At 54.4% G+C, this 26,521-nt stretch carries 12 protein-coding genes and 2 pseudogenes; 2 read left to right on the top strand and 12 right to left on the bottom strand.

Features of this window, described 5'->3' with window-relative positions:
• Positions 1 to 59: 59 nt before the first annotated feature.
• The 12 genes and pseudogenes from GRS80_RS07445 to GRS80_RS07390 form a co-directional block, all read right to left on the bottom strand.
• Complete coding sequence (locus GRS80_RS07445; RefSeq protein WP_160047012.1) at positions 60 to 941, bottom strand: DNA-binding protein; 882 nt, start codon at positions 939 to 941, stop codon at positions 60 to 62.
• A 775-nt stretch (positions 942 to 1,716) separates the two neighbouring features.
• On the bottom strand, positions 1,717 to 2,247 hold the full coding sequence (locus GRS80_RS07440; RefSeq protein ID WP_160047011.1) for a hypothetical protein: 531 nt from the start codon (positions 2,245 to 2,247) through the stop codon (positions 1,717 to 1,719).
• 9 nt (positions 2,248 to 2,256) lie between these two features.
• The gene (locus tag GRS80_RS07435; RefSeq protein WP_160047010.1) at positions 2,257 to 2,979 is read right to left on the bottom strand and encodes a helix-turn-helix domain-containing protein; all 723 of its coding nucleotides are present in this window, start codon (positions 2,977 to 2,979) and stop codon (positions 2,257 to 2,259) included.
• A 1,143-nt stretch (positions 2,980 to 4,122) separates the two neighbouring features.
• Positions 4,123 to 5,229, bottom strand: a complete 1,107-nt coding sequence (locus tag GRS80_RS07430) for an IS630 family transposase (protein WP_343161488.1) — start codon at positions 5,227 to 5,229, stop codon at positions 4,123 to 4,125.
• Positions 5,230 to 5,276: 47 nt separating this feature from the next.
• Positions 5,277 to 5,936 (bottom strand): annotated as a pseudogene (locus GRS80_RS07425) (IS4 family transposase); the annotation flags it as partial.
• A 241-nt stretch (positions 5,937 to 6,177) separates the two neighbouring features.
• Positions 6,178 to 6,579: pseudogene (locus GRS80_RS07420) on the bottom strand (ISH3 family transposase); the annotation flags it as partial.
• Positions 6,580 to 6,851: 272 nt separating this feature from the next.
• The gene (locus GRS80_RS07415) at positions 6,852 to 7,727 is read right to left on the bottom strand and encodes a hypothetical protein (protein ID WP_160047009.1); all 876 of its coding nucleotides are present in this window, start codon (positions 7,725 to 7,727) and stop codon (positions 6,852 to 6,854) included.
• A gap of 64 nt (positions 7,728 to 7,791) precedes the next feature.
• A complete protein-coding gene (gene pglZ, locus GRS80_RS07410; RefSeq protein WP_160047008.1) occupies positions 7,792 to 9,918 on the bottom strand; it encodes a BREX-5 system phosphatase PglZ in 2,127 nt (708 codons plus the stop codon).
• Positions 9,915 to 13,613 carry a hypothetical protein gene (locus GRS80_RS07405; RefSeq protein WP_160047007.1) on the bottom strand — a complete coding sequence of 1,233 codons (3,699 nt, stop codon included), beginning with the start codon at positions 13,611 to 13,613 and terminating at the stop codon, positions 9,915 to 9,917. The genes pglZ and GRS80_RS07405 overlap by 4 nt, the downstream gene beginning before the upstream one ends.
• Entirely contained in the window at positions 13,606 to 13,983 is a 378-nt protein-coding gene (locus GRS80_RS20635) for a BREX protein BrxB domain-containing protein (protein ID WP_235019674.1), read from the bottom strand. Before GRS80_RS20635 ends, GRS80_RS07405 begins: the two co-directional genes overlap by 8 nt.
• A 245-nt stretch (positions 13,984 to 14,228) precedes the next feature.
• Positions 14,229 to 17,930: a hypothetical protein gene (locus tag GRS80_RS07395; RefSeq protein ID WP_160047006.1), complete on the bottom strand. Its 3,702-nt coding sequence runs from the start codon at positions 17,928 to 17,930 to the stop codon at positions 14,229 to 14,231.
• On the bottom strand, positions 17,927 to 18,766 hold the full coding sequence (locus GRS80_RS07390; RefSeq protein WP_235019673.1) for a BrxA family protein: 840 nt from the start codon (positions 18,764 to 18,766) through the stop codon (positions 17,927 to 17,929). The genes GRS80_RS07395 and GRS80_RS07390 overlap by 4 nt, the downstream gene beginning before the upstream one ends.
• Positions 18,767 to 18,887: 121 nt before the next feature.
• Here GRS80_RS07390 and pglX point away from each other — a divergent pair, with 121 nt between their 5' ends.
• Together pglX and GRS80_RS07380 are read left to right on the top strand one after the other, a co-directional pair.
• Positions 18,888 to 23,129 (top strand): BREX-5 system adenine-specific DNA-methyltransferase PglX, encoded by a 4,242-nt coding sequence (pglX, locus tag GRS80_RS07385; RefSeq protein WP_160047005.1) that lies wholly within the window; start codon positions 18,888 to 18,890, stop codon positions 23,127 to 23,129.
• 15 nt (positions 23,130 to 23,144) lie between these two features.
• On the top strand, positions 23,145 to 26,054 hold the full coding sequence (locus tag GRS80_RS07380) for a helicase-related protein (protein ID WP_160047004.1): 2,910 nt from the start codon (positions 23,145 to 23,147) through the stop codon (positions 26,052 to 26,054).
• Positions 26,055 to 26,521: the final 467 nt, after the last annotated feature.

The raw sequence follows: 26,521 nt of genomic DNA, 5'->3' as shown, positions 1-26,521 counted from the left end.
GGGAGGACGCGAGCGAAGCGAGCGTGTGGTCGGACACACAAAAAAGAGAGCTGTTTCGCCTACTCCGGGGTCCACCACTGCCCGCGTTCGGGGAACTCGAGGCGGCTCCAGCCGGTCACGGCCAGGTTGCACCGCTCGTTGTGCCAGTTCTTCGCCGCGTTCCGGATCCGCACCGTCTCACCCTCGCTCACGTTCGTCTGGTAGGAGTTGGTCCAGATCGTGAACTTCATCTTCTCGGTGTCGTCCGCGATCAGGCCCACTTGGCTGATCGACGCCTTCGAGGGCCCCCACAACTCGATGATCTCGCCTTCAACGTCTACCTCGCCTGCCTCCACCTCTGGCACGTCTGCGATGTCCACGATCGTTCCCGACTCGGCCTTCACTTCGTCCATCTCCTCGAGGGTTGCATCGATCATCGACTTCCCGTCTGTCACCTTCTTCGCCAGTCTACGGCTCACTGCCGCCCGGCTTGGACCTCCACGCACCGTCTCTGTGATTCGCACCGATTGTTTGTTGACCTCCGCCAACTGCGCTTGCTCCAGCTCCGGCCGGGGATCAGCCTGTTCGACCCGCCGCTCTCGGCGCTGCTCGAGCACGACCTCTCGTGTCCGTTTCTCTCGTTCCTCCTGCCGTCCGAACGTCGCCTTCGCGCTGATCAACTCGAGCTCCTCTTCTCGAGCCCGAATCCGCTCTTCCTGTGCCAGTGGCAGGTGTCCGAACTCGTTCTCCTCGCGTCCAACCACCGTCTCCGGGTGGTTCGTCTCGACTTTCGTGTGGGTCTCCTGCTCGATACTCGGCGAAAACTCCGGCGTCTCGTCCACGATGTCTTCCGCGAACGGATCTCCCACATCTCCGCCGACATCCGTCTTCTCCGCAGCCGCCTCTTGGTTGACACTCGATTCATCCGAAGTTTTATGATCTCGGAAGTTCGTAGAACTCATTGCTTACACCTTGAAGGCGCTCTCCAACGCGTCTTCACCTTCAACTCCTCTGAGTCCCAACTGTGGTCGTCTCCTGCAACCGCTCTCGCTCGCGCCTTCAGGTCCCCTGAGGCGCGAGTAGAGCGGGACACTACCCTACCATCCAGCACCGCGCGCCGGGAGCGACCGGAGCAAGCGGCCAGCGGAGTAAGCCCGCTCGTGTCCGGCCCGAACTGCAGGTCCGTGTCCAGTGCGACTGTCGAGAGCACGGCGAGCGCATCGTGGCTCGCCGCGCGCATCGGCACCAAGCACTGGAACGCGAAAGCCTGCGAGGGGCGCAACCGACGGGCTTACCCGCTGGCGTCGAGGGCACACGCCCGGAACGGGCGCTCGCGGTGCGGAGAGCGCCCGCATGCCCGGACTGGTCAGTCGCGAGCGACGCGGAGGGAGAGGAGGCGAGTGGGGCGGGCCGTAACGTGGTCCGATCAGGCCGCCTCAAACAGCTCCCCATCGAACCATGTGGGTGGGATCGAAAGGGGCTGACGCGCTCGGGGAACCCCGACGACGCAAGCACCGTAACTGTGTGAGGAGCGCAGCGAGTCGCGGGACTCGAGCGCGTCAGGGGCTTTCAATTCTTGTGAACTGCCAACAAACAACATTGACCTGATATGGACGAAGGTGTGGGTGTAGTCGCTATGTTCTATCTATGCTACACAGTCTCGCAAACAGTCTGTACAGGATCGTCTCGATCGTCTGTCGACGAAATTGTCCGAGCGAAACTGAATCGTTGCGATACTTAGATCAATCGCATCGAGTCACCGGAATCATCTCCAATGATATCTGTCAATCCGTAGACGGAGATCACGTCAGTATAGCCTTGTGAAGTGACCGCATTTTCGATTCCTCTTCGAGCTGGCTTATCATCGGTGAGTACGACCACGCTCTTTGTCGAGCGATCTCTGACGTACTGGATGGCTAGCCCTGCGAGAATCGCATCCGTTTTTTCGACCTTGTGTTCGGGCTTACCGGTTTCGTTCGCGATCGTTCTCGTGGCGATATCGCTTGCTGCGACGGCATCCCCGTCTGTCGGCGATGGTGCATCGATGACTTCGGCCCATCCTTCATCAAGAGCTGTCTGTACGCGATCCGTCTCTGAACCGCCAAGCTCCCCGATAACACGCTGAGGAAGTTTGCATACGACACCAGCGTTTCGGATAGCACTCCGAAATCGGGCATATTTCGGATTCGATGGGTGACCGATCGCGAAGAAGACGTTTGCGTCAACGAAGACGTCCTGTTCGGAAGAGAGTGGATTCCCCTGGCTCATTCGACGTCCTCACTCGTGGGAATCCGACTCTGCTGGGGCTCCATCTACCTCGTCAAGGGAAGGAAGGTCCATCTGATCGTAGACATCCGGAAACAGATGCTCAAAGAACGGATCATGGGTTCGGCCAACAGTCAGCGCTGGCTCGAGTGCATAGATAATCATCATCGCTTCGGTCTCGCGAACGTCGATATCGGTCGCGACCATTCGTTGGGTCGTCTTTCCTGCAAAGTGAAGCCCTGCACCTCGTAACGCAGCGATGAGCTTCCCAGCACCATACCGATCCATGAAGTACTCGACGTCTTCGTCGATTTCTTGGAGCGCAAGTGCGTGCAGGACCGTCGGCGTGATGACGATGGGGACGTACTGCTCGACGATGATGATCGGATCGGCCGTCAATTGCTGCGGACGTGTCGAGTCATCCCTATCGACGAGACCGAGGTCGACGAGCTGGTCGACGTACTCGTAGGTCGTCGATTTCGACAGCTCGAGACCGTCCATGATCTCCGGCGGCGAAACGGGGCCCCAATAGCAGACATAGACGTACACACGAGCCAGTGCCGGCTGATTGAGGAGCTGAACGACTGTCTCGAGTCTGGGCGCGTTCTGGGCAAGCGCCGCCGGATCGAGCGTCTCTTCATCCATAATGTCTGTCGGTGGTGGATCCAACACGTCAATTCCACCGTCAGGACGAATGCGATCCGTATCGGTCATACCCGCTTGTTCGAAGTCCATGTACTTCAGACTTCCGCCGACTCTTCTTACAAGGCCAGATCGAGTTTTCCCCAACGGAGCTTTAGAGGCTAATGGCAAACTGAATCGTCTCCTGTACTCGAAAGTTGTATCTCTATTCCTCGATCAAACGGATCGATCTGGGGAACCCACTCGTGTACCACCGACTACCCTGTGTCCTTTTCCTTAGCCAAAATACACTTGTTTGCTGCTTCCCAGAAATGAACCGCCAGGGGGAACCAGCGGGGAACTACCACTCACCCGCCCACACCCGTTGCGACCGTCCGAACATCGTTTCACACACCCCCTGCCATTCTCTCCGACGACGCCGAAGCTCTCCACTGATCTAATAGACGCCGATTCGGCATTTGCAGGTATTGAGGCATACCAGAAGAACTGATGGTATCTCCGATGGGGGGATGTATTCAGGCAGATGGAGAGGGAAGAGCCGATTCTTATAGGATGTACTCGGTGTGGCTTAGTGTGTGTGTGTGGGCCGAATAGACGAAGATGGTAGAATTAAGCCGAGAAGCCGGTATTCCTGTAGTTGTGGTAGAAACGATTTTTGTAATGATTGAGGAATTTGACTGACAGATTCAGCACGGAGAATCGTTCTATAGCACCCTTACCCATACGCCTATCCGCACCCTCGCAAAATCGCCACTCCTCTCTCTTCTCGAGACATCTCCTCAACGACGTCGTCTCCCTCACAACCATTGTTCTGACTCCACCCCTCCGTCACGATCTTCTCCCTCCTTCTGCCCTCCTCTCCTCGAGCGTCATCTTCACGTCAACTCCACTCTGCCCTACGCGATCCGAGCAATTCACACGTCTATCCGCATCCCCGTAACATCGTCTCCTCAAGCGTACCAGTGTGTACACCTTCCCGCGCGTTCTGTCTTCTCGAGTGTTCCGTGGACCACCGATATCGAGCCCACCAATCGTTCACGTCGCATCCCCGTCAGGCCGATCTCAGTTGTCCAATCCTTGGACTCCAGGGATACCGGCCGTTCCAGCTGTACAAGACTCGGTCTGCCCTCGAGAAGCAAGACCACCGGATCAAGAGTGTTACGTACAGATGACTCACTCAACGCTCGCTTCGCTCGCGTTTCGTTCGTCATACCGCAGAGAGACGCGCTCTAGTGATTAGCGAATCTTATTGAGGAAGTCACCGAGGTGATTGTCGATCCACGATGCAGCGAAGCTCAGTTTCTCGGTCAGCTGGTCGAACAGGTCATCAAGGAGTGCTCGGTACTCGTCTTCGCCGTCGACAATCAACGGCGAAGACTCCCACTTGAGGCTTTTCCAGACTGGTTCGATTGGGTTCAGATCCGGTGATCCAACTGGGAGAAACACGAGATCAATGCCGAGTTCGTGTGCACGCTTTCGCGTGTACTTGCACACGTGTGATGAGAAATTATCTAACACGAGCAGAATCCGCTTGCCGGGATTCTGCTCGCGGACCCTTTCGAAGCATGCACAAATCTTCTCTTTCTCTTGATTCGGTGGAAACGACAACACACTCTCACCGTTGAGCGCATAGAACCCGGCCGCTGGTGTATCGATCTTCACCAGCGGCCGGGTGATGTGTGGCTCATCAACCGTGTACAGCCGCTGAGAATTGTCCCACGGTTGCGGGTGCGAAATATCGAAAAACCCGACGACAGTACCGCCATCAGTACAAACGTCGTGATCAGTGTCCCATTCTTCATCGTCATCGTCGTCTTCTTGCTTGTTGTGAGGGTGGTCGTGGGCGTCCTCGTCGAACGCGTACTCGACGCGTTCGTCGAGGATCTCTTCGGCGTTATCTGGTCGGTCAGGACGTTTTGTACGAGGAATAGCGTAGTGGAGACCAAGATCGTCGAGGAACATTGGGAGATAGTTCGGATGATACTCGACATCGAACTCCTCATCAAGAAGGTGCTGAATCTCTTGTTTCTTCCAGGGCTGTCCTTCACGGAGGTGCTCAATGAATTGTTCTTGTTGGGCTTCGTCGAGCTTCGGGGGCCTGCCGCCCCCGAAGTTCGGCGTCAGTTTACCTAATCCACCCTGATTCCAGCGCTCAACCCAGTTACTGGCGGTTCCTTCTGAGACGCCAACATCTCCAGCTGCCTCAGCAAGCGTTGCTCCACCGTACAAAAGTTTCAGAAAGACAAGTCGTTTGTACACCTTGATGTCATCAGCTTCGGTCAGCAACCGCTCTAGTTCTTCTTCGCTCAGATGCCGCACAAGCTCCTTCTCTCGACCAACCACGCTTGACTCGATGGGCTCCAGCTGCACAAAAGCTTCTCTGATGTACTACCGCGCCATTCCCGTAGCTCCTCCGTTATCACCGGATTCGCGCTCTTCTTCAGCCGACTCACGAAGTAGCCGTTGTTCTCGTCGATCAACGCGAAGCGGCGGTACTTGAAGTACGCTAGATCGAACAGAACCAACCGTCCTTGTAGCCACGAGCCTGTTTTGAACAACGTGCTGTCGTGCGTTTTCTCGTCGGTCACGTCGATCCGTTCAATCGTCTTCTCGGTAGCGTTGTGGAGCAGGTGGAGCTTCGCTCCAGCCTGCTCCTTGTGACGGGCTTGGAACTCATCAGAGAGGAACTCGTGCAACCGTAGCACCGTTCCATCAGCGATCATCACGTCTCTGAATCGGTCGATATCAGCGTCAACAGCGTCGGGAACAGCGACCTCGTCGAGCGCGGCCTCGACGAGGTCGCGGAGGTATTCTGCAAGAGACGGTGTCAGCCGGTGATAGAAGCCACCGGGAGAGATCGTCTCATCAGCTGTCGAGTTGTAGCTGCGTCTGAAGCCAGCGAGTGTTCGGCTTTCGCCTGCGGCGAAGCCGAACACGAGTGCCCACACGAGGACGGGAATCTGAAGCTTCCCCTCCCGTTCGACCACGCCGAGTTCCTCGGCGTGCTCTTCGAGAAACTCAGAGGGAAACAGTGTAGTGAGCCGACGCATAATTCTCGATGAGGAGGCGTCTTGGTGCACACTTGCCGCCTCCTCATTCCTCTCGCAAAGTAGCCTCAGTACCTCACAAAGCGTCACCAGCTAATTCGATCTGAGTCTCCAGTTTCGTCCTGACGAGTTATCACAAGTGGGTGAACTACGCTGATCGAAGAGGGAGCTGTCGCTGTCGGCGGCGATCAGCCGCCGACGCGACGGCATTGCCACTCACGAACAGGGCTTCCTCGGTCGGTGCTTAGCGGTGGAAGCGATCGTCCGGTGGCCGGTTTGCGGGGACGGCCCGACGCACCGCGAGGGCCGTCCACGCTGCCCGTCGGATCATATTGATGAATTCCTTGAACGACCACGACCAGAGGCGACGCCCGCCACGGCGGGGCGTCGCCACATATTCCCAGTGGAGATACCGCCAAACGTTCTGCAACAGCAGGCTCACCACGACGTACAACAGCCGTACCACCGGATCTTGCGTCGATGTCGTTGCAATGCTTTGCTCGGATAGGCGGTAGCTGGCCTCGATACCGAAGCGTTTCGCGTAGTGGTATCGAGCGTCTCGTGGCGTGTCGATGAACGGCGCGTCAGCGGCGTAGCCGTGACGCGCCACCCCATGGTCATCGTAGCGTCCGTTCTGGTAGGTACACTGTGTCGAGGAAAAGTTCTTGTGAGGGGGTTTTCTGAATCCGTGTAGACGAAGTTTTTGAACGCTCAATCCCAGCGAGTCAATTTACAAACGTTGAGGCTATCTTCTGGGATGATGCAAGCGTTTATCCGCCGGAAGACCCAAGGTTGGGTTGATCAATGAATCTTGACCAGGCGGTTGACGAAGCGCTGGCGACATACAATATGTCGCGCAGCCAAGAGGCCGAGGAAACGGGCCGAACAGTCGCCACACTCCAAGACTAACGGCACTCCTTAGTCGAGGTTCCGAATCTTTTCAGCGAACTCTGCTTTCGATAGCCCTGGCGTTCCCTTCAGGTCTGGATACCCTGCGCGTTCGACGGCCTCCTCGACGAACTCGATCCATAGCTCTTCGTGCTGCTCTGCATAGACGATCTTCGCCTCACTCGGGTACATATCCAGCTCATATGCGGTCAAGTCGATTTCGACCGCGTGTTTCCGCTCAAGTGTTCTCGCGCCGAAGCGGTACAGGTGCTTGAAGAGGACGTTCTTCCGTCGAACAGTCAACAGTCGTTTCGACTCGTTGATGTACTCGTTCACCCACTCTCGCCAGTCGTATGACTCTGGATCGAATTCTATGGACGTTTTCGGCATGGAGAAGTTCGGATTCAGACGTCGGAGGTAGAACTGGATCAGTGCGACAGCAGTCCGGTGGTTGGCGTTCGGAAGTGCGTGTTTTAGAATCAGGTTCGAGGCAAGCCGACCTGCAACGGCTGTTGCTGATCCCTCCCACGACGTCCGATCGAGCACGTCCGGCAGCGCGTCGACGTCGATCTTCTTGTACGCCTCGACAGGAACACCTTCTTCCTCCTCGTTCTGAGCGATGAGGGCGCGGTAGATCTCGAGCAGCCGAACGACGATGGTGCTATTGTCCTCGCTCATCCTCGCGAGTGACTCATTCAGGTTGAAATCGATCTCACGAACAGGCCCACCGCCGACGCGAGACGTATAGACGACGAAGAATTCTTCGTCGGTCTCGTATGCTTGGACCTTCACTGCGACGTCATCATCGTAACCGACGATCTGCGAAACGATTTCACCAGGATCCGGATGGACGAAGTCAAGAGAGAATTGCTTGTCACCGGGATGGTGGTAGTAGACGTGGCCCATCTGCGTACACAGTACTCATTTGCGCTTATTAATCAAGTTCACGAGCGAATTGTCTCGCCGCGTGCTATTCTTTCTCGACTCGGAGGAAGTTCAGCATACATTCCTGCGGAAGGATCCCACCGTGGTAATAGCGGGCGTCGGTAAGCCCACTTTTGCTGTTATACTGCCGAGGTTTCGCGAGCAATCGAACTGACGTTTTCAGATATTCTGTCCCGGGTGTCTGACCCGTAACTCGGACGCCCGTTCCGGCGTCCTCGATGTCTTCTCCAGCAATGCGACGATATTTGACCTCTCCATCTCCGTCGTAGCTAGAAATCGATTCCATCGTAGTCCCCTTCGGGAGCAGGACGAATCCGTGATCCGTCACGACGTAGATTCGATCCCAGTTTTCGTTCTCTAGCTTCTCTGTAATCAGATCGTAGAGTTCGTCGATGTAACTGGTGAAGTGACTCTCTGGGTTGTCGAGTTCATTCTCACCGATGTCGTCGATGTCCTTGTCGTGGTATGCGATTTGGTGGTGTTGCCACCCGGAATTGCGATCGTCCGGTACGTCCCACCCCTCTCGTTCGAGGACTTTCACTCGATTTCCTTTGTTGTCGAGACGCTGGCCACCTCGTTCGACAGAGAGCTTCCCATTCCGGAGTTTGACACGGAACCTGTGGGCTCGCCCCGGTGTGAGTGCAGCCATCCCGAATTTGGTCTCCGATGGAAGTGTGCTAACTCTGGTCTCTTCGGCAATCGAATAGTCTTCTCGAAGGCGGTTGGCCAGCTCCCGAGCAAGGTCTAATCGCAGCGCATCAATCAGAAACAGGGCGACTGTTTCCCCTGTTGCGAGATCCTGCTCGTTGTCAGTCCACCACTCGTAGGCTGCGTCTTTCCCCGCCAGAGGCGATCCAATACTAAACGAGCTGACAACTTCCTCGCTCATCTCCTCAAGATAGTTCATATACCGCGTCTCTAAGAGCTCAGCGCGAATCTCAGGGAGCGATTCCGTCGCCGGGTGAGAGTTGAGCAGCCTATCTTGCTCGGGTTCACCTGTGATCTCGAGTTCCAACACCCCATAGTCGATCTTCCAGGTTCCGTCTTCCTGATCGGCATACTGGTCAAAGGGGTCGGACGACTGGGACCGCTCTTCCCAGGCTGCAAACCGCAATTCCAACTCGGCTACTTGTTCGGCTTGTTCCCAAAGCGTCGTCCAGGGAATATCGTCCGGATACACCTCAAGAGCTTCTTGGCGTTCGATCGCTCTTTCGACACATTCCGTGTACCTCCCCTCTTCTAACGATTCGAGCCAAGCATCCCACAGAGCTGCATCAAGCGCTCCATCAACCGGACAGGCCGCGAGCTCCCACGCATCGTCGGATGATTCGATTATGTCCCCCCAGTAGCTCTCGCTCAGATAGTGCTCTGCCAACCGCTTGCTCTGTCGGGAATCGACAATTCGTTTGAGTGGGTTGATATCGCCAAGGGTGCTACCCACGTTTCCATATCCCTCGGGGAAGGCGTCGACATCCATTCCCTCGGCGACGAGCCAGCGGGCAACGGCCCACTTCCAGACGACGTCCTCAATCTCCTCTGGTGTTTCAGCATTGTCTGCGGGAGCGACGTGCCTGTCTTTAAGCGACTTTTGCACTCGGGCAATCGTCTCATCATCCTTGTCAATTTCTGGCCATCCACCTTCGAGGAGGTGCTCTAAAATCTGGCCCTCTCCCTTTGTGATTATCTCACCGATCAGGTCCCCGTAGCGTGGAATTCCACCGCTTGCGAACTGAGTTTTGATTACATTCGCTGCAGTTTCGCGGTCAGACTCCGTCCCTCGCTCAACATCATAGATATCCCAGGGATTGACCTCATACAGCTCGGCAGTCAGCTGTTCGATCGTGAGTTCGATTTCACCGCCAGTTTCACGGATGTCTCTGAACCAGTCACGATTCTCCTTCGCTTGCGGAATGTACCAGACGTGGGGAGTCTCCATTTCGTCGATTGCGTTTCTTCTCAGTTCGAGAGGGAATCGCTCTGCCTCCGAGAACCCCACACCGATCCGGTCTGCAGCAGCACGGACGACCTCTCGGAGATGTCCTCCGTCGTCCCACCAGACGACTCGAACAGCTGTCGCGTAGTCGTCAGGAAATTCATCTTCTAGATGAGCTTTTGCCTGGTCTTCGAGTGTCGTCGTCGGTTGTGATTTCATCGGTCTCCCTCCTCTGTATCGATAACCACGATAGTGCCGTCACCTGGTTCAGTCACATCTGCCCAGAGCTCGTCGACAGATGGTCCGTCGTCATCTTGGTCATCATCGTCTTCATCATCGTCATCATCATCATCGTCCGTTGACTGGAGCTTTGCCTCGGCCTGTTTTACCAACGCTTCTGCTCGGGATGGTGTGACGAGGTCTGGTCCACTTAGCGCACGCTTCACCTGCTTCGTGATGAACGCATCAGAATGTTCTGAGTTGAGTTCCTCGTACCGAGATTCGAGCTGGTTGTAGAGTGGACCATTTGGTTGATCCTCAAGTATTCCTCGTGCCTCCTCAAGCTGGCTAGCTTCGCTGACTGCGTTCCCGGATGCGATATCGGATTCGGAGATGTCATCCGCGGATGCAGCGATCTCATCGAGTTCTCTGAGTGACTCGAAATTCACTCCTGAAATCGTTTCGGTGACGGTATCGATTTCCACGATTATGTCTTGATCCAGTAACGCTTGTTCGACCGCTGAACAGAGCTCCGAGATCGAATCCCCCTCGGGTGTGGTACCCGTGAGAAGGTGATAGAGTTCACTAATCTGGGAGGTACGGAAGTCCTGAGCCTCTGTCTGGAGCTTAGTGAGACTCTCCTTGGAAGGGATGCGCGACCTATCGACGGCGTCTTCCATCTTGTAGGTAATCGCAGCATCTGGGTACAGTGATCGCATCGTCTCGAGTGTACTGTTGAACTCATCCCAGAGCGGCTCCTCGCCCTCGAATAATGGTTCAGCTTTGTGGAACCACTCTGCCTGCGTTGGTACTGGCGATTCAGTCAGTACTGCATCGTCAAGTTCGCCACCTGCCATCCCTGGTTCTAACGCGTCACGGAGCGCATCCAGCGTGATTTCTTCGTCAAACTCGAGATCCACACGAGCACAGATGTTTCGAATACCCGAACTATTCTTTTCTGCCCAAGATGCTAGATTCGATAGCCAAGCGGTCGGATCGTTCCCTTGAGGGGCGAATCCTCGAAGAGACTGATAGACCGCTTTTAGATTGCTACTTCCCTCAATGTCCACTGGATCGAATCCAATATCGATGTCACGGATATCGGAAAGACGTCGCATCACGCGACCGATTCCGCCTGGGTCTTCGATGCGGACCCCATCACGTCTGATCTCGATTTTGTTTGCTGCGGCGAGCGTGATCAGAAGCGCTGCCAGTGCCTCGCGTGGCGTCCCGAGATATTTTCCTCGGCGACCAGCGATTTCTTCGAGGACAGTCTCTCCACTCACTAATTCCTCTCCAGCGTAATCGTTGAGGAACTCTTCAGCCCACCCATCACTAATCTCTCTCGGAACTGTCTTGACCCCGAGCATTTCTGCGTCGTCGCTTGAGAACGGCCACGTACCATTCCCATTGAAGAACTCGAAGAGGGTACGAGCGTCGTCAACCTCCTGCAGCCGTGTATCGAGTGTTTTCCTGTTCTCGAATTTCTCTCTGACAGCATCAGCGAGCACACTATCGATGTTGCTTAGATACGTCCCTCGCGTCGTGTTATGGTCCGGCGTATAGAGCTTCGCTCCATAGAGGAGTTCCTCGATCTCGTCTTCGACGGTCTCTTCCTCCTGTTGTTGCTCGATACGGAGTTCTGCGCTAGCCCCCGGCTCCAATAACTTATCCAACGCAATCAGATGTCGAATACTCTCACGAAGGCCCTTTGAAAGCTCAATAACGATAAGGACGTCTTCGACGCCTTGCTCGCCAGCGTTCGCCTCCTGCCATCTCGTTCGTGACTCTTCTATTGTATTCGAGTCAGCCGCTAGTACCCTGGCAACTACACCATCGAAACGAGGTTCCGGTGAGGAGTCGACTTGATCTAATACAGTGTAGCGGAACGTGTACGGAGCGTCGGAGATCCCATCGACATTCCGCGTTCGGAGTGAATCATCCGCGGTCAACCGACCACGATCCGCCTCTCGAAGAAGGTCCTCAATATTGTACCGAACTTGATGTTGAGGAAGCCCTGCTGCCTCCCGGTGAATCTGATCCCAGAACTCGACAATCTCCTTCGACAGGATTCTATACGTCTGCGGTTGGACACTCTCGTCGGTTCGAACGAAGTTGTCCTCCATCAGCGCTTTGAGGGCTTCCTCAACATCGCTTTCGAGCTGATCGATGTCAGGATCTACTGAGTTAACCAGAAGCCGTGTGATGTTCTCCTTCGTTGTTGGGACGGCGTCGACCTGGCCAAGGAGATAGAGAACTTTCGCGACACTCACCCCCATTTCGTCGGTCGTGTTCTCGACTTTCTGGATCTGGTCCTTTGCCCATCCCGGAATGTCCGTCGTTTCGCGCTCAATCAAGTCATAGATTTCATCCCACGCAATGACCGCTCCAGACTCTTTCTGGGACCAATCAAAGCTGGTGAAGAGAGAACGAACGAGAATCAGCAGCGCTCGTCCTTGAACATACTCTCTGTCCACTTCCAAGTCTTCTTTCTTGAGACTCTGCATGACCTCGCGGAGCAACCAGAGGTCGTGCTCACGGAAGGGGTACGCCTCTACGGGCTCTCCGACGTCGGTGTATTCTGAAGCGTCGGCAAGTTCTAACTCGAAGTCAGGAGCCCGTTCGAGCAGATCGTGTACCGTGTTCGCCCCGGAATCTGACTTTCGGAGCCACCGCTTTCTGACTATGATCTCGGTATCGGCACCCCGGAGCGGAATTTCGTTCGTGTACCACGCCTCAGGATCGACCTCGCCCATGAAATCCTGCTGCATGTCCCGCAGCGACCACTGTCCTGTTCCCAAAATTGGGGGATTAATGTCGGCGATGAGTGTGTCGACCGTCTCTAGGAACTCTCGATAGCGGTGTTGCTGGTCACCGACGTAAATGGCGACTTCGTCGAGCCCGATGAGGAACTCGTACGTTTCGCCTGATTCCTGTAGGTAGCGCTTCGTTCGGTCCAGCCGTTCTACGAGTTCATCGGGTGTGAACGCCTCAGTACTGATCCGTCCCGTGGCTTGCTCGATTGATTCCCTGACGCCATCTTTCGTTGCATGGGGCGTGCCATCAGTCTCGTCCATCTCGGGAAGTGCTTCATAGAGCCATGGACGGAGCGCAGCCTTGTCTTGTGCTGCTTCCTGTATCGACATTCCATCGTGTTCTACAGAGCGTACAGCTTCCCAGAGCCCATGCTCGATCTCCAGTGTCCACACCCACTCGAGCAACCAGAGTGGGTCAGTCGGGTAGTTGAGCTGATTCCCCAGCTCCTCGTAGATCAGGAGCGAGAGCGTTGAGTCACGAACCTTGTCCCGGTCGAGGAGGTTCATGAACAGGGGGACAAGGTGGTCGATGTGGGACGAATTGAGTCGGTCTCTGAATTCCTTGAACCCAGAGAATTGGCTCGACAGCTTCGGAGCAACCGTTTCGAGCCCCTCGATCTCGCCGGTCGCAATTCCGATCAGCTTCAGAAGGTGTGTTTTCCCGGATCCGAAGGTGGCATGGACATACCGGAAGCGTGGCTGTGATCCTGTACTGTTGACGACTTCTCCAAGTTCTGTAAGTACCTTTCGAGCGCTATCAGTCTCGTAGAACTCGTCGATGTCGCGTTCGGCTTGGCCAACTTCGTTGACTTTCTGTACTTCTTCGAGTTCTCGCGTCGGCGAGCGAGCAAACAGTGATTCAAGTGTCGTATCAGTCATCGAGATACACCTCAGTGATTTTCTCGTCAATTCGGTGGGCTGGGTAGTAGTGGCGTGCGTCCTCGTTGAAGAAGCTCAATTTCCCACCTCTAATCGAACCAGGGAACGGGATTCCGATTGTAGTATTCACGTTTCGGCGGTCCATCTCATCGAGCAGCTCTGAGGCGCGGGTGAACGGATAGAGGCTTCCGAGGTTCACCAGCAGGAGGATATGCTGCTGCGCGTTCTCGCCTTTGAGTTGTCCTTCGACGAGTTTCCCGATGAGTTCGTCAGCCAGACTCGTTTCCAGCGTTTCCGTTACTGCGTTCGTGGTGGTTCGTTCAAGAGGCCCGAGATCGAGTGTGGTTTCGAAAACACGCGTCTCGGGCATCAGGTGATCGAGCCGAACACACTCGACTGTGAGTTCGTTGCCGGCCTGGTTCTCGATGCCAGCCCAGTTCGTCAGTGTATCTGGTGTCTCGGGGTCTGCCCACTGAACCAACCGTTCCGTCACTCGGTGTTCAACAGATGGTTCGACTGGCACCATGACGAAGGGATTTCGAATTCCCCGCCGTTCGCCACTTGCGAAGTCGACCAATTCCTCGGTGAATCTCTTGAGAGGGTTTCGCGTCGACGTCATTTGATAATCACACCTCCATCGATCTGTTCGATCGTCGGCTTCCTCGACTTCACGAGACGCTCAAATTGGCCCTTGAGTCCAGACTCATCGCCGAATAGCACACCTACGCCTTCGATTTCATCGGGTCGAGTCCCACCGACTAACTGCTCTACAGTCTCGTACTTTTCTCGATACGTGTCGACTCGGTCCTCAGTGAGGCTGTCCCAATCCGTCGTTGAGGATACCGTCCCGAGCGCTCGTTTCAATGTGCGTTCGTCATGGGTACCAGGCTCCCGGTTCGTCAGCGCACTAATGCACGCTTGGATACTTTCGTGGGTATCTCTGAAGTGGCGAAGTGGGCGGAGATATCCAGACTGGAATCCATCGTGAACGCTGTGTTCAGGCAGCTGTAGCGGCGGGATCAGCCACTGATGCCCCTCGAGCTCCGTCGCTAGTGATTTCGCGTTGGTCTCTGCTACTTGAGTCGACCAATCCTCTTCAAGCGCCGAGATTGCGGTCAACCGGGCATCCAGTGACTGATCGAAGGACTGCCAGCCCTCCTGCGTCCACCACTCCCGTCCAGACTCGTTTTCGAGCTGTTGGCTCAGCTGGTCCAGTGCGCCGTAGAACGATTGGCTAAGCCAGTCAATCTCCAGCTCTCTGAACCGCAGCAGCCCGTCGAGTTGTAAGAGGTAGGATTCCCTGGAATCCCATCGATCCGCAACCCCAGTCAACCACTCTTCGTCACTCGCCACGTGATCGATTATCTCTTCCCAGTCCGTATCGTCAGCAGCGATTGCGTCGGCGCGAGATTCGGCGCCATCCGCCAGTTCAGAGAGTGCATTACTGAATGAAGCAACCAGCGAAACGAGCACCTCGCTCTCTAGTTCAGTCTCTGTACTGACTTCTGTCGTCTCTGCAAGCGTGCGAGCTTGCCTCTTGACCGACTCATTCAGTTCTTCGAGGGCAACGATTCCCTCGTCGACTGTTTGAATCGGGTCGATGATTCCAGCATCGATGAACTGTTCCTTGAGCGACGTCGACGACGGTGCCGTACGCAGCTTGATCTCCATCTGCTGAGAGAGCGTCAGCAGTTCATCCGCGGAGAGAGCCTCTCCATCTTCTGCAACGGGGCGGAACTCTCCCGCACGACACAGCCCCCAAAGGACCGCTGTTACTGCAGGTTTGACCTCTCCATAGAACGGCGTCTCCTCGGTGATCTTCTCGAAGAGCGCTGGCAGACCCATCTCGTTGTCATGAGCGACCAGCGTTCGACCGACGGCGCCTCGAATCTCTTTCGCAATCGTCCCCATCGTGGACACCTCCGCATCTGGTGTTGGGACATCGATCTTCTGTGCCCACTCCGGGTACTCCTCGTCGTCGTTGAGTCGCTTTAGCTCCGAGAGGTAGCTCTGGTCTACCTCGAGCATGACGGGATGGAAGAACGAGGGATAGGCACGGTTGATGCACTCTTTGACCGCAGACTCGAGACCACGCGGTTCCTGAGATTCAACCTTGTACGAGCCATCTTTGAGCGCGCTCGCGATCTTACTTTTCACCCTGTCCGCTGCATCGTCGACGTCTCGGGCTATCGTATCGGGTGTCTCCGTCTCGGCAGTCGCTTCGTGGAACGACCACCACTCGATGAGCTGGCTTCGGAGATCCTCCAATCCATCCTCCTTAACCGACCAGTAGATCGTTCCCTCGTTGACTTTCTTAGAGTCGACATCAGGTCGCACGCCCCGGATAACCACAGTGGCTTCGAGGGCACCCTCGTGTTCGTCCGCCCCATCTAGTGGTTGTCCATCAATGGAGAAGTTGTACGAGATGGGGTAGTTGTCGCCGTCCCCACCGTAGGGAACCGACGTTGGGAGATTCAGACGAGGGCTGATGTCCGCCCAGAGTTCAGTGTCGAAAGCGGCGATAATCTCGTCCCAATCTGGGTTCTTGCGGTTCTTGCGTGCCTCTTCGATGATCTCCCGTTCCTCTCGATCCGTGATTCGAAGGAGAGGACCGTCCTCGGCCGTGTTCGGCCTGATGTATTTGTCAAGGTTCTCCAGTGAATTCTGGACCTGGTTTCGGACGGTCGTCCGTGGCTGCCCGTTGAGGTCGTCCATCACCGCAACCGCGATGTTGGCGTCGTTCTGTGGGACTGAGTCGGGCACGTACGAGAGGAGCAAGACCGCTTTTGCGACCTTGAGGTCAAAGCCAGTCGTGTCTTCGTCGGCTTCGATCTCCTCCAGGACTTCGATCTCGTTGGCGATGATGTCCTCGAGCTCGTACCGAATCAGGTCATAGAAGTCGACGAGGCTGATGAGGGACAGCTCGTCTTTGCTTTCGTCGCGCATCCATCGGTCCCGGAGTCCGGCGACGATGGCAAGAATTGCTCTCGCTGTCCCTGAGAAGATCGACTTCGTCGAGTCGGCCAACTCGTTCCGAAGATTGAAGAGTATCTCCAGGAAGAGCGCCGGCTGGTAGGGCAGGAGCGGATAGAACTGCACGAACTCCTTTTCCTTGACTCGATTGAGAGGTGGCTCCGTGTTCTGCCCGACCTCTGAGTAGACGAACGTAGATGTCGGATGTACCCGCGCCGTCAGTGCTTCTGACTCAACCCAGTCTGTTCCTTCTTCGGTCTTCTCGAGGAGGCGACGCTGAACGATTTCCCCGACGTGATGACTTGGTAGGTGGTACTGGTGTGGGAACCGGTCTTTGAGAATCCCGAAGTCGAGTTGCTTCGCGGCGAGTCCCGGTTGGACGTCCTCGATTTGGGACTGCGCCGTCGCGACCATCTGGATATTCCCCTCGCCGATCGTATCGATACTCTCCGCGAGCGCGTTGAGTTCCGAGAGACGCTGGTAGTCCCCACCGATGAAGAGCGTCACTTCGTCGACGAGGAGGACGATCTTTACCGGCTTCTCAGACTCCGCCTCGAGGTCTTGGCGATACGACTCGACGGCTTCGACAGCCATCCGCTGCCCGATATCCTGGCGTTGGATGTCCGCCAACCCATCTGCAGTTCCTGTCTCTCGTTCGACGAGCTCCTCTAGGACGAGATCAGAGAGGGTTCGGTACTGTTGGACATCATCCCACGAGTACTGATCCGCGTTTGGAACGCCTTTGTCTTTGAGGACCTCTTTCGTGAGTTCGTCACGCTGATCCCACGTTCCCTGATTCTGGTACCACTCCTCGAAGAATGCGACGTCGAGTCGGTTCGAGAGGCCTCGCGCCTGATAGACTGCTTGGAGGATAATCTCGCTGAAGCTCTGTTCCCGAACACTCTGGTACTTCAAGAGGTTGATCGGGAGGGGGACGAGACGGTACTCGTCGAGCATCGAGGACCAGGTATCGAAGAGGTCGCTGTAGGCGCTATCCGAATCCAGCCGATTCCAGACTTCCTCTCTGTCTTCCTCTGCGAGGTCCGCAGACGCAGTGAGGAGGTTGAGGACGGTCAGCAGGTGGCTTTTCCCACTGCCGTAGTACCCGTAGAGCCAGTGATTGGCTCCCTTCCGCATCTCCTCGTCGTGGCCGTGAATTCGAGTGAAGAAGTCCCGAAGGAAGTTCTCTGAGGCATCTGTGATGTGATAGGTGTCGAGGTAGTGGCGGTAGAGCTGATCACGATGAGCGGCTCTGCCTTCGTCTTCCTCGAACTTCCGGTCGATACGAATGGACTCCTCGAACGTCGCGTCCTGCTTCTCGAACAGGTCGTCCATGGAAGTCATGCCGACCCCTCCGCGAGCATCGTGTAGAAGTCGTCGACGGGCTCGAACCAGACGCGACTCCGGGCTTCGTGGTGTGTCCAGCCCTCATATCCGGCCAGCCGCTTGCTCTGCGGTTCCCAGTACTCTTCGGACTGGAACAGGTAGAGCCAGCCGATCGGCTTCGTGAGCCACTCGTCGCCGTTCTGCGCCCAAGAGTAGTAGGCCGCGACCTGGAGGGGCACGTCGCCGACCTTTGGCGGTTGACCCATGGTCTCGGTCTTCCCTTCGAGCACACCGATATCACGAAGGGCAGACCGAAGTCCCTGCACCCATCGTTTCTGTGTTGATTCCGAGTACTCTAGCGGTTCGCCAGCCTTGTCGCGGAACTCGCCGAGGATGTTGAGAACAGTATCCGTCTCGAAGTTGAGTGCGGAGGGTCCTTGTTTCGTCAGTCGGCGGAGGTACTCGTGGACGACATAGCGGGCTAGTCCGTCGTGGTTGACGAGATAAAGGAAGAGGACCTGTGCCTGGTCGCGTTCGTTTCGACATTGGTCCAAGATCTCTGGGAGCAGTGGGACCGATGGAAGTCCTTCACCTGCTGACTGAAGCCGTGCTCGAATTGCGATGAGCGGCTTTTCAGCGCTGTTCCGACTGCTTCGGTTCGCGACCCGTTCGTCGTACCAGATCTCCTTTACCGAGGTCCAATCGAGTTCGTCCGCGTAGAGAGATGCGATATCATGCGTTCTCTCGGCTTGGAGCCCGCAATGAGTCAAATCCGTAGTGATCTTCGATTCGGGGAGTCTCCCAACGAGAGATGGGAGCCATGAATCCAACTCCCCGTTTCGACCTGTAGCCATACTATGACGAGACCGTGGTATCTACTTAGAAGTTCTTGTGCAGATTTCTGGGCAAATGAACGGACCGCAAGGGAACTTTGATGTGGGCTCATTATGAGGTAGGAGACAAGAGCGGTACATCATGTCTGAACAATCTTCTCTTGAGACGAAAGCGCAATTGGACAAATCAGAGCGTGAGCACCTCGAAGATGTCGTCACCGGACTTCGAGAAACTGTCGAGGCGGATATCGAGTACCAACTTGAGCATACCTACGAGTTGAACGATGAGGACGGTGGCGAGAACCTCTTCGGTGAAGGAGCGGATACCCGAGCAGAGCTCGTCAAGGCCGTTGAGCGCGAGGACGAAGATAAGATCTGGGAGGATAAGTTTGAGCGATACGTGATGGGAGTCGGATATACGATCGTCAACCGCCTGACTGCTCTCCGTTGCATGGAGGTACGTGGGTTCATCGATCGCCCAGTTACCCAGTTCGGTGATTCTGGCACTACCCCGGCAGCTGAAAAACTGGAAAATGAGCAGTACCTCGGCCCTGACGAGGCCAAAATCGAGGCATATGATGAGATCTGTCGTGAACTAACTGACGAAATCGAGATTCTCTTTGATCCCGAATCGCCTTACAGTATTATTAAGCCTGATGTCGAGATATTTGAGGAACTCTGCCGAAAACTCGATGATATTCCTGACGAGGTGTGGCGAGCAGATGATGTCCTTGGTTGGGTGTATGAGTATTACAACGCCTCAAAACTCGATGAGCTTCGCCGTAAAGGCGACCGAGAAGGTTTAGATCCCGAGGACGTCCCACCCGCAAATCAGTTCTATACCCCTCATTGGGTCGTTCGGATGCTCACCGACAACAGTCTCACCAAAATGTATCTTGAGTCCAAGGGTGAGTTGCTATCTACGATCGATGAACAGCAGGATCTCTCAACAGAAGATCGGAAGTTCAGGGCAGTTTCACCTGACGAAACGCCTTCCTTAGCCGATTTCAGTACTTTTCTCGTCCCCGCAGAGGACGAAGGCGAAGCTCCTGACTTCGAAGAGCCAAAGGAGATTCGCGTAATTGATCCTGCTTGTGGAAGCGGGCATTTCCTTTTATATGCATTCGACGTACTTGAGCGTATATGGCACCGTGAACGACCGGATCTAGATCGGGCGGAAATTCCAAAAAAGATCCTTCGACACAACCTATACGGTATCGATCTTGACTTGCGTGCTTGTCAGCTTGCTGCGTTCAATCTTTACCTCAAAGCTCGTGGACGGTCAGAAGAAGAAGGCAGGGCCTATTTCGAGATGCCAGAGATAGGTATCGTTTGTGCTGACGCCAAAATCGCTAACGTAGAAGCGGCATCAGAGGTGTTCGATGAAGTAGCTGGTGATCAGCCAGAAGTCCGTAGAGCGCTTGAAGATATTCTTGGTGCTTTCGAGAACGTCCAGGGTCTTGGCTCCCTCTTGGATGTGAAAGGGACTCTAGAAGATGAGTTTACGATGGAAGAACAGCCGACTCTAATGGAAGCCATCTCTGGCCCAGGTAGTCTGAGTACGTTCTTGGACAATCTTCATCAAGAAATCGCTGAGCAACGAAATGGAGAATCGTTTCTTGCGCAGGATCTGAAGAGCTTCCTCCGAGTTTTGGTCATCTTGTCGCAGGACTACGATGTTGCATTAATGAATCCTCCATATGGGACTCGAAACCGAATGCCTGATTCGGTGAAGGAGTATGTTGAACAGCATTATACTTACCATCCGGAATTCTATATTAATTTCTTTGAAGTGTGTGACAGTCTAACCAGAAAGAACGGCAGAATCGGGATGCTCGTTCCTCGAACTTTCATGTTTAAAAGAAGTTTTGAAGAGTTTAGACAAGACTTCGTCGGTGAGCGAGGTGCCTTTGACTTCCTAGCGGAGTATGGGATTGGTGTTCTGGATAATGCTACAGTTCGAACTGTGGGTACAGTTGTGAGGACTGATCAAGGTCTGAACGACGAGAGTACGGGTGAGTTCTTTAGACTGCATGACGTCGAAAAAGAGGAAAAAGAACAGAAATTCCTGCAGAGTGCCTATGTTGATTCTGTTGACAATACTGGGGTTCAACGCCGTTATACAAAAACAATTGGGGAATTTTCGTTAATACCGGGGTCGCCGCTCACATACTGGGTCTCGACAGACATACGAAAAATATATGATTCGGAAATCGTCCTCGATGCAGATAATGCAAGGGTTGACAGGAAAAGTCAGGGCGCTGTGAAACAAGGATTGGCTACTGCTAATGACGATCGGTTTGCTCGAAAATTCTGGGAAACCCGCGGAGATGAGTGGGTGCCCTTTGCTAAGGGTGGGGAAGATGTATGGATCCTTCCAAGAGTTACAGATACGATTTGGTGGAATAATGGCGGAGCGGAGGTTCGTAGATATGATGGATCCTATCTTCGTAATACAGATTATTATTTTGACGATGCATTATCTTTTAACCGCATCAAGGAAGGCGGAAGGCGTTTCGGCTATTTGAGTCCTGGTTCGGTATTTAGCGATACAAGTATGGTTTATTCCCCAAGTGAGGCCACTTTGCAGTCGCTCTCCTACTGTAATAGCAATTTAATTACATATCTTGTCCTTGCTCAAACAGTTGGAAGGCATTGGAATGTGGGAGAGGTCTCTAAACTACCCTGGGATCCAAAACTCGGCGAAATAGAATTGTTAGAGAATGGAGCCAAAGAAATGATATCATACGTTCTTGGACTACGTCAGAATGACTTCATCTCGCCCTATTATAATGGGCCGACCCTACTCAAAGTTTTAGGAATTAATGAATGCCTCCCCGGGTACGATTACAAACATCGAGAACTTTTGCAAGATATTCAGCCCGTAAATCCTGACCAAACTCTCAGTAAATCTGATAGTCTCGTAGAACTCGGCTTAGCTGCGGAGAAATACTTAGCAAGGATGCGAACAGAACTAGAAGACACAGCTGTTCAAATAGACAAGAAAATATTCAGCCACTTCGATATAGATAACGAAGATCAAGAGGAAATTCTAAGGGAGATTGCTCTACGGACAAATATTGATCCACGTAAGTCCACTGAACAAAATCCGGGAGACATCAGTGAAGTAACAGATGAATTCAACAATCTCGTCAAGGACCTTTTACTTCACCTTTCAATTAAGATAGTGGATGAAGATAAGGATGGGATTGTACCACTTACGTCAGAGGTCAAGGGAGAACCGCCCCTTGTAGAACGCCTCGAAAGAGAATTTGAACGGATTTTTAATGAATATGGCCAAGATAGACTAGCTGAAGTTGACACACAATTGGGTGATAAAACACCTGGCAGTGGTGCATATCCCAATATCCAATCATGGATAGAACAGGACCTCTTCAAATACCATATTCGTCGATTTGAAAACACACCGATTTTGTGGCAATTAACAACAGAGCGCCTCGTGTCCGATCCAAAGATGGAGGGATTTGCCTGTTTAGTAGATTATAACAAACTTACTGCAGGTCTGTTTGACCAAATTGAATCGAGATACCTAGAACCACTGAAGAACGAATATCGCAAGCGACGAAATGCCGCCGATCAGCGACGATCTGATGAGTTACTTTCAACTACAGAACAAGCAGAGGCCGCAGAAGAGTATGAACGGTATGAGAGTGCTCTCACCCAAATTAATGAGTTCCAGGAAGTAGCCCTCGAATTGGGTTCTGAACATCCTCGTGACTGGGATGATGAAATGCAGTCGCTCACGGGGGAATTGGCTCCAAAAGTCGCCGAGTTCCGTTATCGGACTGAAAAAAGACTAGAAACGCTCGATCAGCTTGTTAACGAAATGGACCCCGGCGAATTCGAGGATCTGTTTAGCCCCACGTTCCTCGAACGAGTCAATGAGAATAGGGACGAGTGGATCGATGCACTACAAGATCTCGAAACCGCATGTATGGCATATAGCAAAGATGAAAACCAACCTGTTGAGGCCCACCTTTACGACCTCTTCCCGTACTTCGACGATCTTGTAGGCTCGACTCATTACGGTAGTAATGGAATATTCTTCATGAATTACTACTTCAGCAAGGGAGAGGATTATCTCGACAACGGTGAACCCCGTGAGGGACTTGAGGGAGAAATAAAACTTCTCGCTGAACTAGCTGCCGAAACTGATGATGACGTAGAACTGGGTAAGGAAATCAGGGAGAAGTGTAGCGAACTCTCGAAGGCAATACCCTCGAACTGGCAAGATCGAGCGCTCTCTGAGATCCTGACGCCGGGATACGACCCAGTCCAAAAGCACGGAGTGGCGATAAATGTTCAGCCACTTGCAGATAAGAAGATCGTTCCCGAAATTGTGAAAGACAAGGTCATCAATTAGTCACCTTCCAGCTCAATGAGTGTCGAATTCAGATCCGGCGAGCGCATCAGACTCAACGGTGCCCCCGCAGAGGTTATCCGGACGTACGAAGTCGGGAACCTCCCATACCTCCGGGTCTATGTTGAGGGGGATCGTGCGAAGACGGTCTGTCTCGACCATGTCTCCGTCGAGCCAAGCAGTGACGCACTCGATACCCTGGAAAACCAGGTGGCGGATCTCCACCCCCGACACGAAGCAGTCTCGTCGGAGTGGTTCGACCTCCGAACCGAGGCCCTCCAGCTCAAGATGGCCCACGAGCAGGGGCAACTCCTGAGCATCTCGAACTCGCTCGTCCGCCTCGAACCCTACCAGCTCGCCTGTGTAAACCAGGTGATGCAGAAGCTCCGCCAACGAGTACTCATCGCCGACGACGTCGGTCTCGGGAAGACCATCGAGGCAGGCCTCATCCTCAAAGAACTCGAAGCCCGGAATCGAGCCAACAGCGTCCTCTTCCTCGTTCCCGCACACCTCCAGAAGAAGTGGATACGGGATATGGAGCGCTTCTTCGACATCGACCTCACGGTTGCAGACCGCCAGTGGGTCGACGCCGAGCGTCGACGACTCGGCGAGGAGGCGAACATCTGGGACCAGGAGGGCCAGCGTCTGGTCACCAGCATGGCGTTCCTCCGTCAAGACGAGTTCCAGTCCGAGATCGAGAACGCCTTCTGGGACGTCGCCATCATCGACGAAGCGCACAAGGCCAGCAAGCGGGGCGAGTCCCCTAGCAAGACCTCGCTTATGGCCGAACGCGTCGCCAATCACTGTGAATCCCTGCTGTTGCTGAGTGCGACACCGCACGACGGGAAGGGGGAGGCGTTCCGATCACTCAACAGCTATATCGACCCGTTCCTCGTCGCCGAGGACCAGGACCTCACTCGAGAGACGGTGAACCGCGTCATGATTCGGCGCGGGAAGGAGACCATCTACGACGACAACGGCGAGCGCATTTTCCCCAAACGAGATGTCCAGACGGCCACCGTCTCGATGTCTCCTGCAGAGGAACAACTGTACGAGCGCGTAACTGAGTACGTCCGCGAGGTCTACAACCGATCTGATCAACTGAACGAGCCCGCCGTCGGCTTCGCGATGGCGCTCATGCAAAAGCGGCTTGTAAGCAGCGTAGGCGCAATTCGAGAGACACTCCGGCGTCGCCTTCACGGACTGCTCGAACCCGACGAGCAAGGTCTCTCGACCGATGCAACGGCCTACCTCGAAGGCGAGGACTTGGAGGACTCTGACCGTGAACAGGCGGAGCAGGAACTCGAACGCCTCACGGTCGCCCAGGGTGATGAGGCACTCCAAAAAGAGATCGACACCTTGCAGGAGCTCGTCGCCATGGCTGAGGACCTCCCAGTCGACACCAAGGCCCGGAAGGTCAAACGCTACATCGAGCAGCTCTTCGAGGAGCATCCGGACGAGAAGCTTATCTTGTTCACTGAGTACCGCGATACGTTGGACTATCTCCTCAATCTCTTCGCCGACGAACCGTGGGCAGACGAGATTCTAACCATCCACGGAGATGTGAGCAAAGACGAGCGAACCCGGATTGAGGACGAATTCAACTACGGGAAGTCGCGACTACTGATGGCGACCGATGCGGCCAGCGAGGGAATCGACCTCCAGCACAGCTGCCACATTATGGTCAACTACGAACTCCCGTGGAATCCGAACCGCCTCGAACAGCGTATCGGTCGGATCCATCGCTACGGCCAGGATAAAGAGGTCAAGGTATGGAACTTCCAGTTCGATGGCACACGGGAATCCGAGATTTTCGATCTACTCCAAGATAAGGTTGAGGAGATCCGGTCGAAAGTCGGTGCGACGGCAGACGTCCTCGGAATGCTGGACGACGTCAACATCGACTCCCTCTTGATGAAATCCGTCCAGAATCAGAAACCTGCCTCAGCAACAAAAGAGGAACTCGAGGAGCTAATGGAAGAGCGTGAGCAGACGCTCCTTGAGTGGTATGAACGGAGTCTCATCGATTGCAGTACGTTCGACGCTGAGAGTCGACAGGAGATTCAGTCGATCGTCGACGACTCCGAGGACGTCTTCGGAAGTGAACAGGAGATCCGGGAGTTCTTCACTCGAGCGATCGAGGCGTTCGAGGGGTCAGTCGAGAAGCGTGGAAACCAGTTGTACGAGGCAGAAGTCCCACCAGAAGTAACTGACAGCGGTCAGCCTGAGACGATGGGCCCATTCACCTTCAGTCGAGATTTCGCCATCGATCACGACGGAATCGAGTACCTCTCCCCGGATGCGGACGTTCTGCAGGCCCTCCGTGATTTGGTTCTCCAGCACGAGCAACACGCAGGGAAGGCCGGAATGAAGCTGCTGCCGTTTGTCGACCAGCCCGGCATCACATTCGTCTACAAAGTCGCCTTCGAAGATGCAACCGGCAAGACGATTCGCGAGCAACTCATCCCTATCTACGTCGACCTAGCTGGATTGGATGCTCAGCGAGTGCTTGGCGAGCGAGTCCTTGAGGCAGATACAATTCACGCTCGCCCAGATGGGAGTACAGTCTCTCGGTTGCTCAAGCAGCGTGATGAACTCGAAGACGCTGCGGAGAAGTACATTAGTAGTCTTGTCGCCGACATCCGTGATGACTTACTCGAAACGCGCCAGCAGGATGTCCGGCAAGAACTCTCCGACTTGGAAGCCTACGAGCAAGCAGAGCGAGATCGAATCCAATCATTCATCAATTCATATGAACAAAAAGCGACAACGGGGTCGGATATGCGCATTGCGATTCGGAACCAAAAACAACGTCTTGAGCAGCTGGAAGCCCGGATCGAGTCCCGAAAGGCAGAGCTACGGAAGCGAGAGCAGGTGATCTCACTTGCACCAGACATTGAGGCCTACTGTCTAACGCTTCCAGTGTAACATACAGAGAACGTATCGTCAACGAATTCTGTCACCGATTATGTTTCAGTAGACCCTCAGGCTCTGGAGACTGCGGAAAAACATCTATCAACACATCACTGATAGAGGACAGAAACATTCACAATAGTTGACTCGAACGCTGTCTATATGCCGGAGACGATTGAGGAACCTCTCGCAGATACCCACGGTAGCGTCTATCTCTCGAGACTCTAGCGTGAGTTCGTCTGGTTACCGAACCAAATCGAGACGCTATTCGATCCGCTCTTCGGCTGCAATTATTAGAGTTGGAACTCCCTGTCGAATCGCACTTCGAAGGTCAAAACCAGTTGCACGCTACCCCACAAATGGTGTTGAAAATTAACCAATAGAACCATCCGTTCTAGTTTAGCAGATCGGGGCATCCAGAGACGTCGAGCTAGAATCGTCAGTAACTAGGAATGTGAGAATCCGGTAGAGAATGTGTACAC

Source organism: Natrialba sp. INN-245, assembly GCF_009807105.1.
Lineage (GTDB): Archaea > Halobacteriota > Halobacteria > Halobacteriales > Natrialbaceae > Natrarchaeobius > Natrarchaeobius swarupiae.
This window is presented reverse-complemented; position numbering and strand designations above follow the sequence as displayed.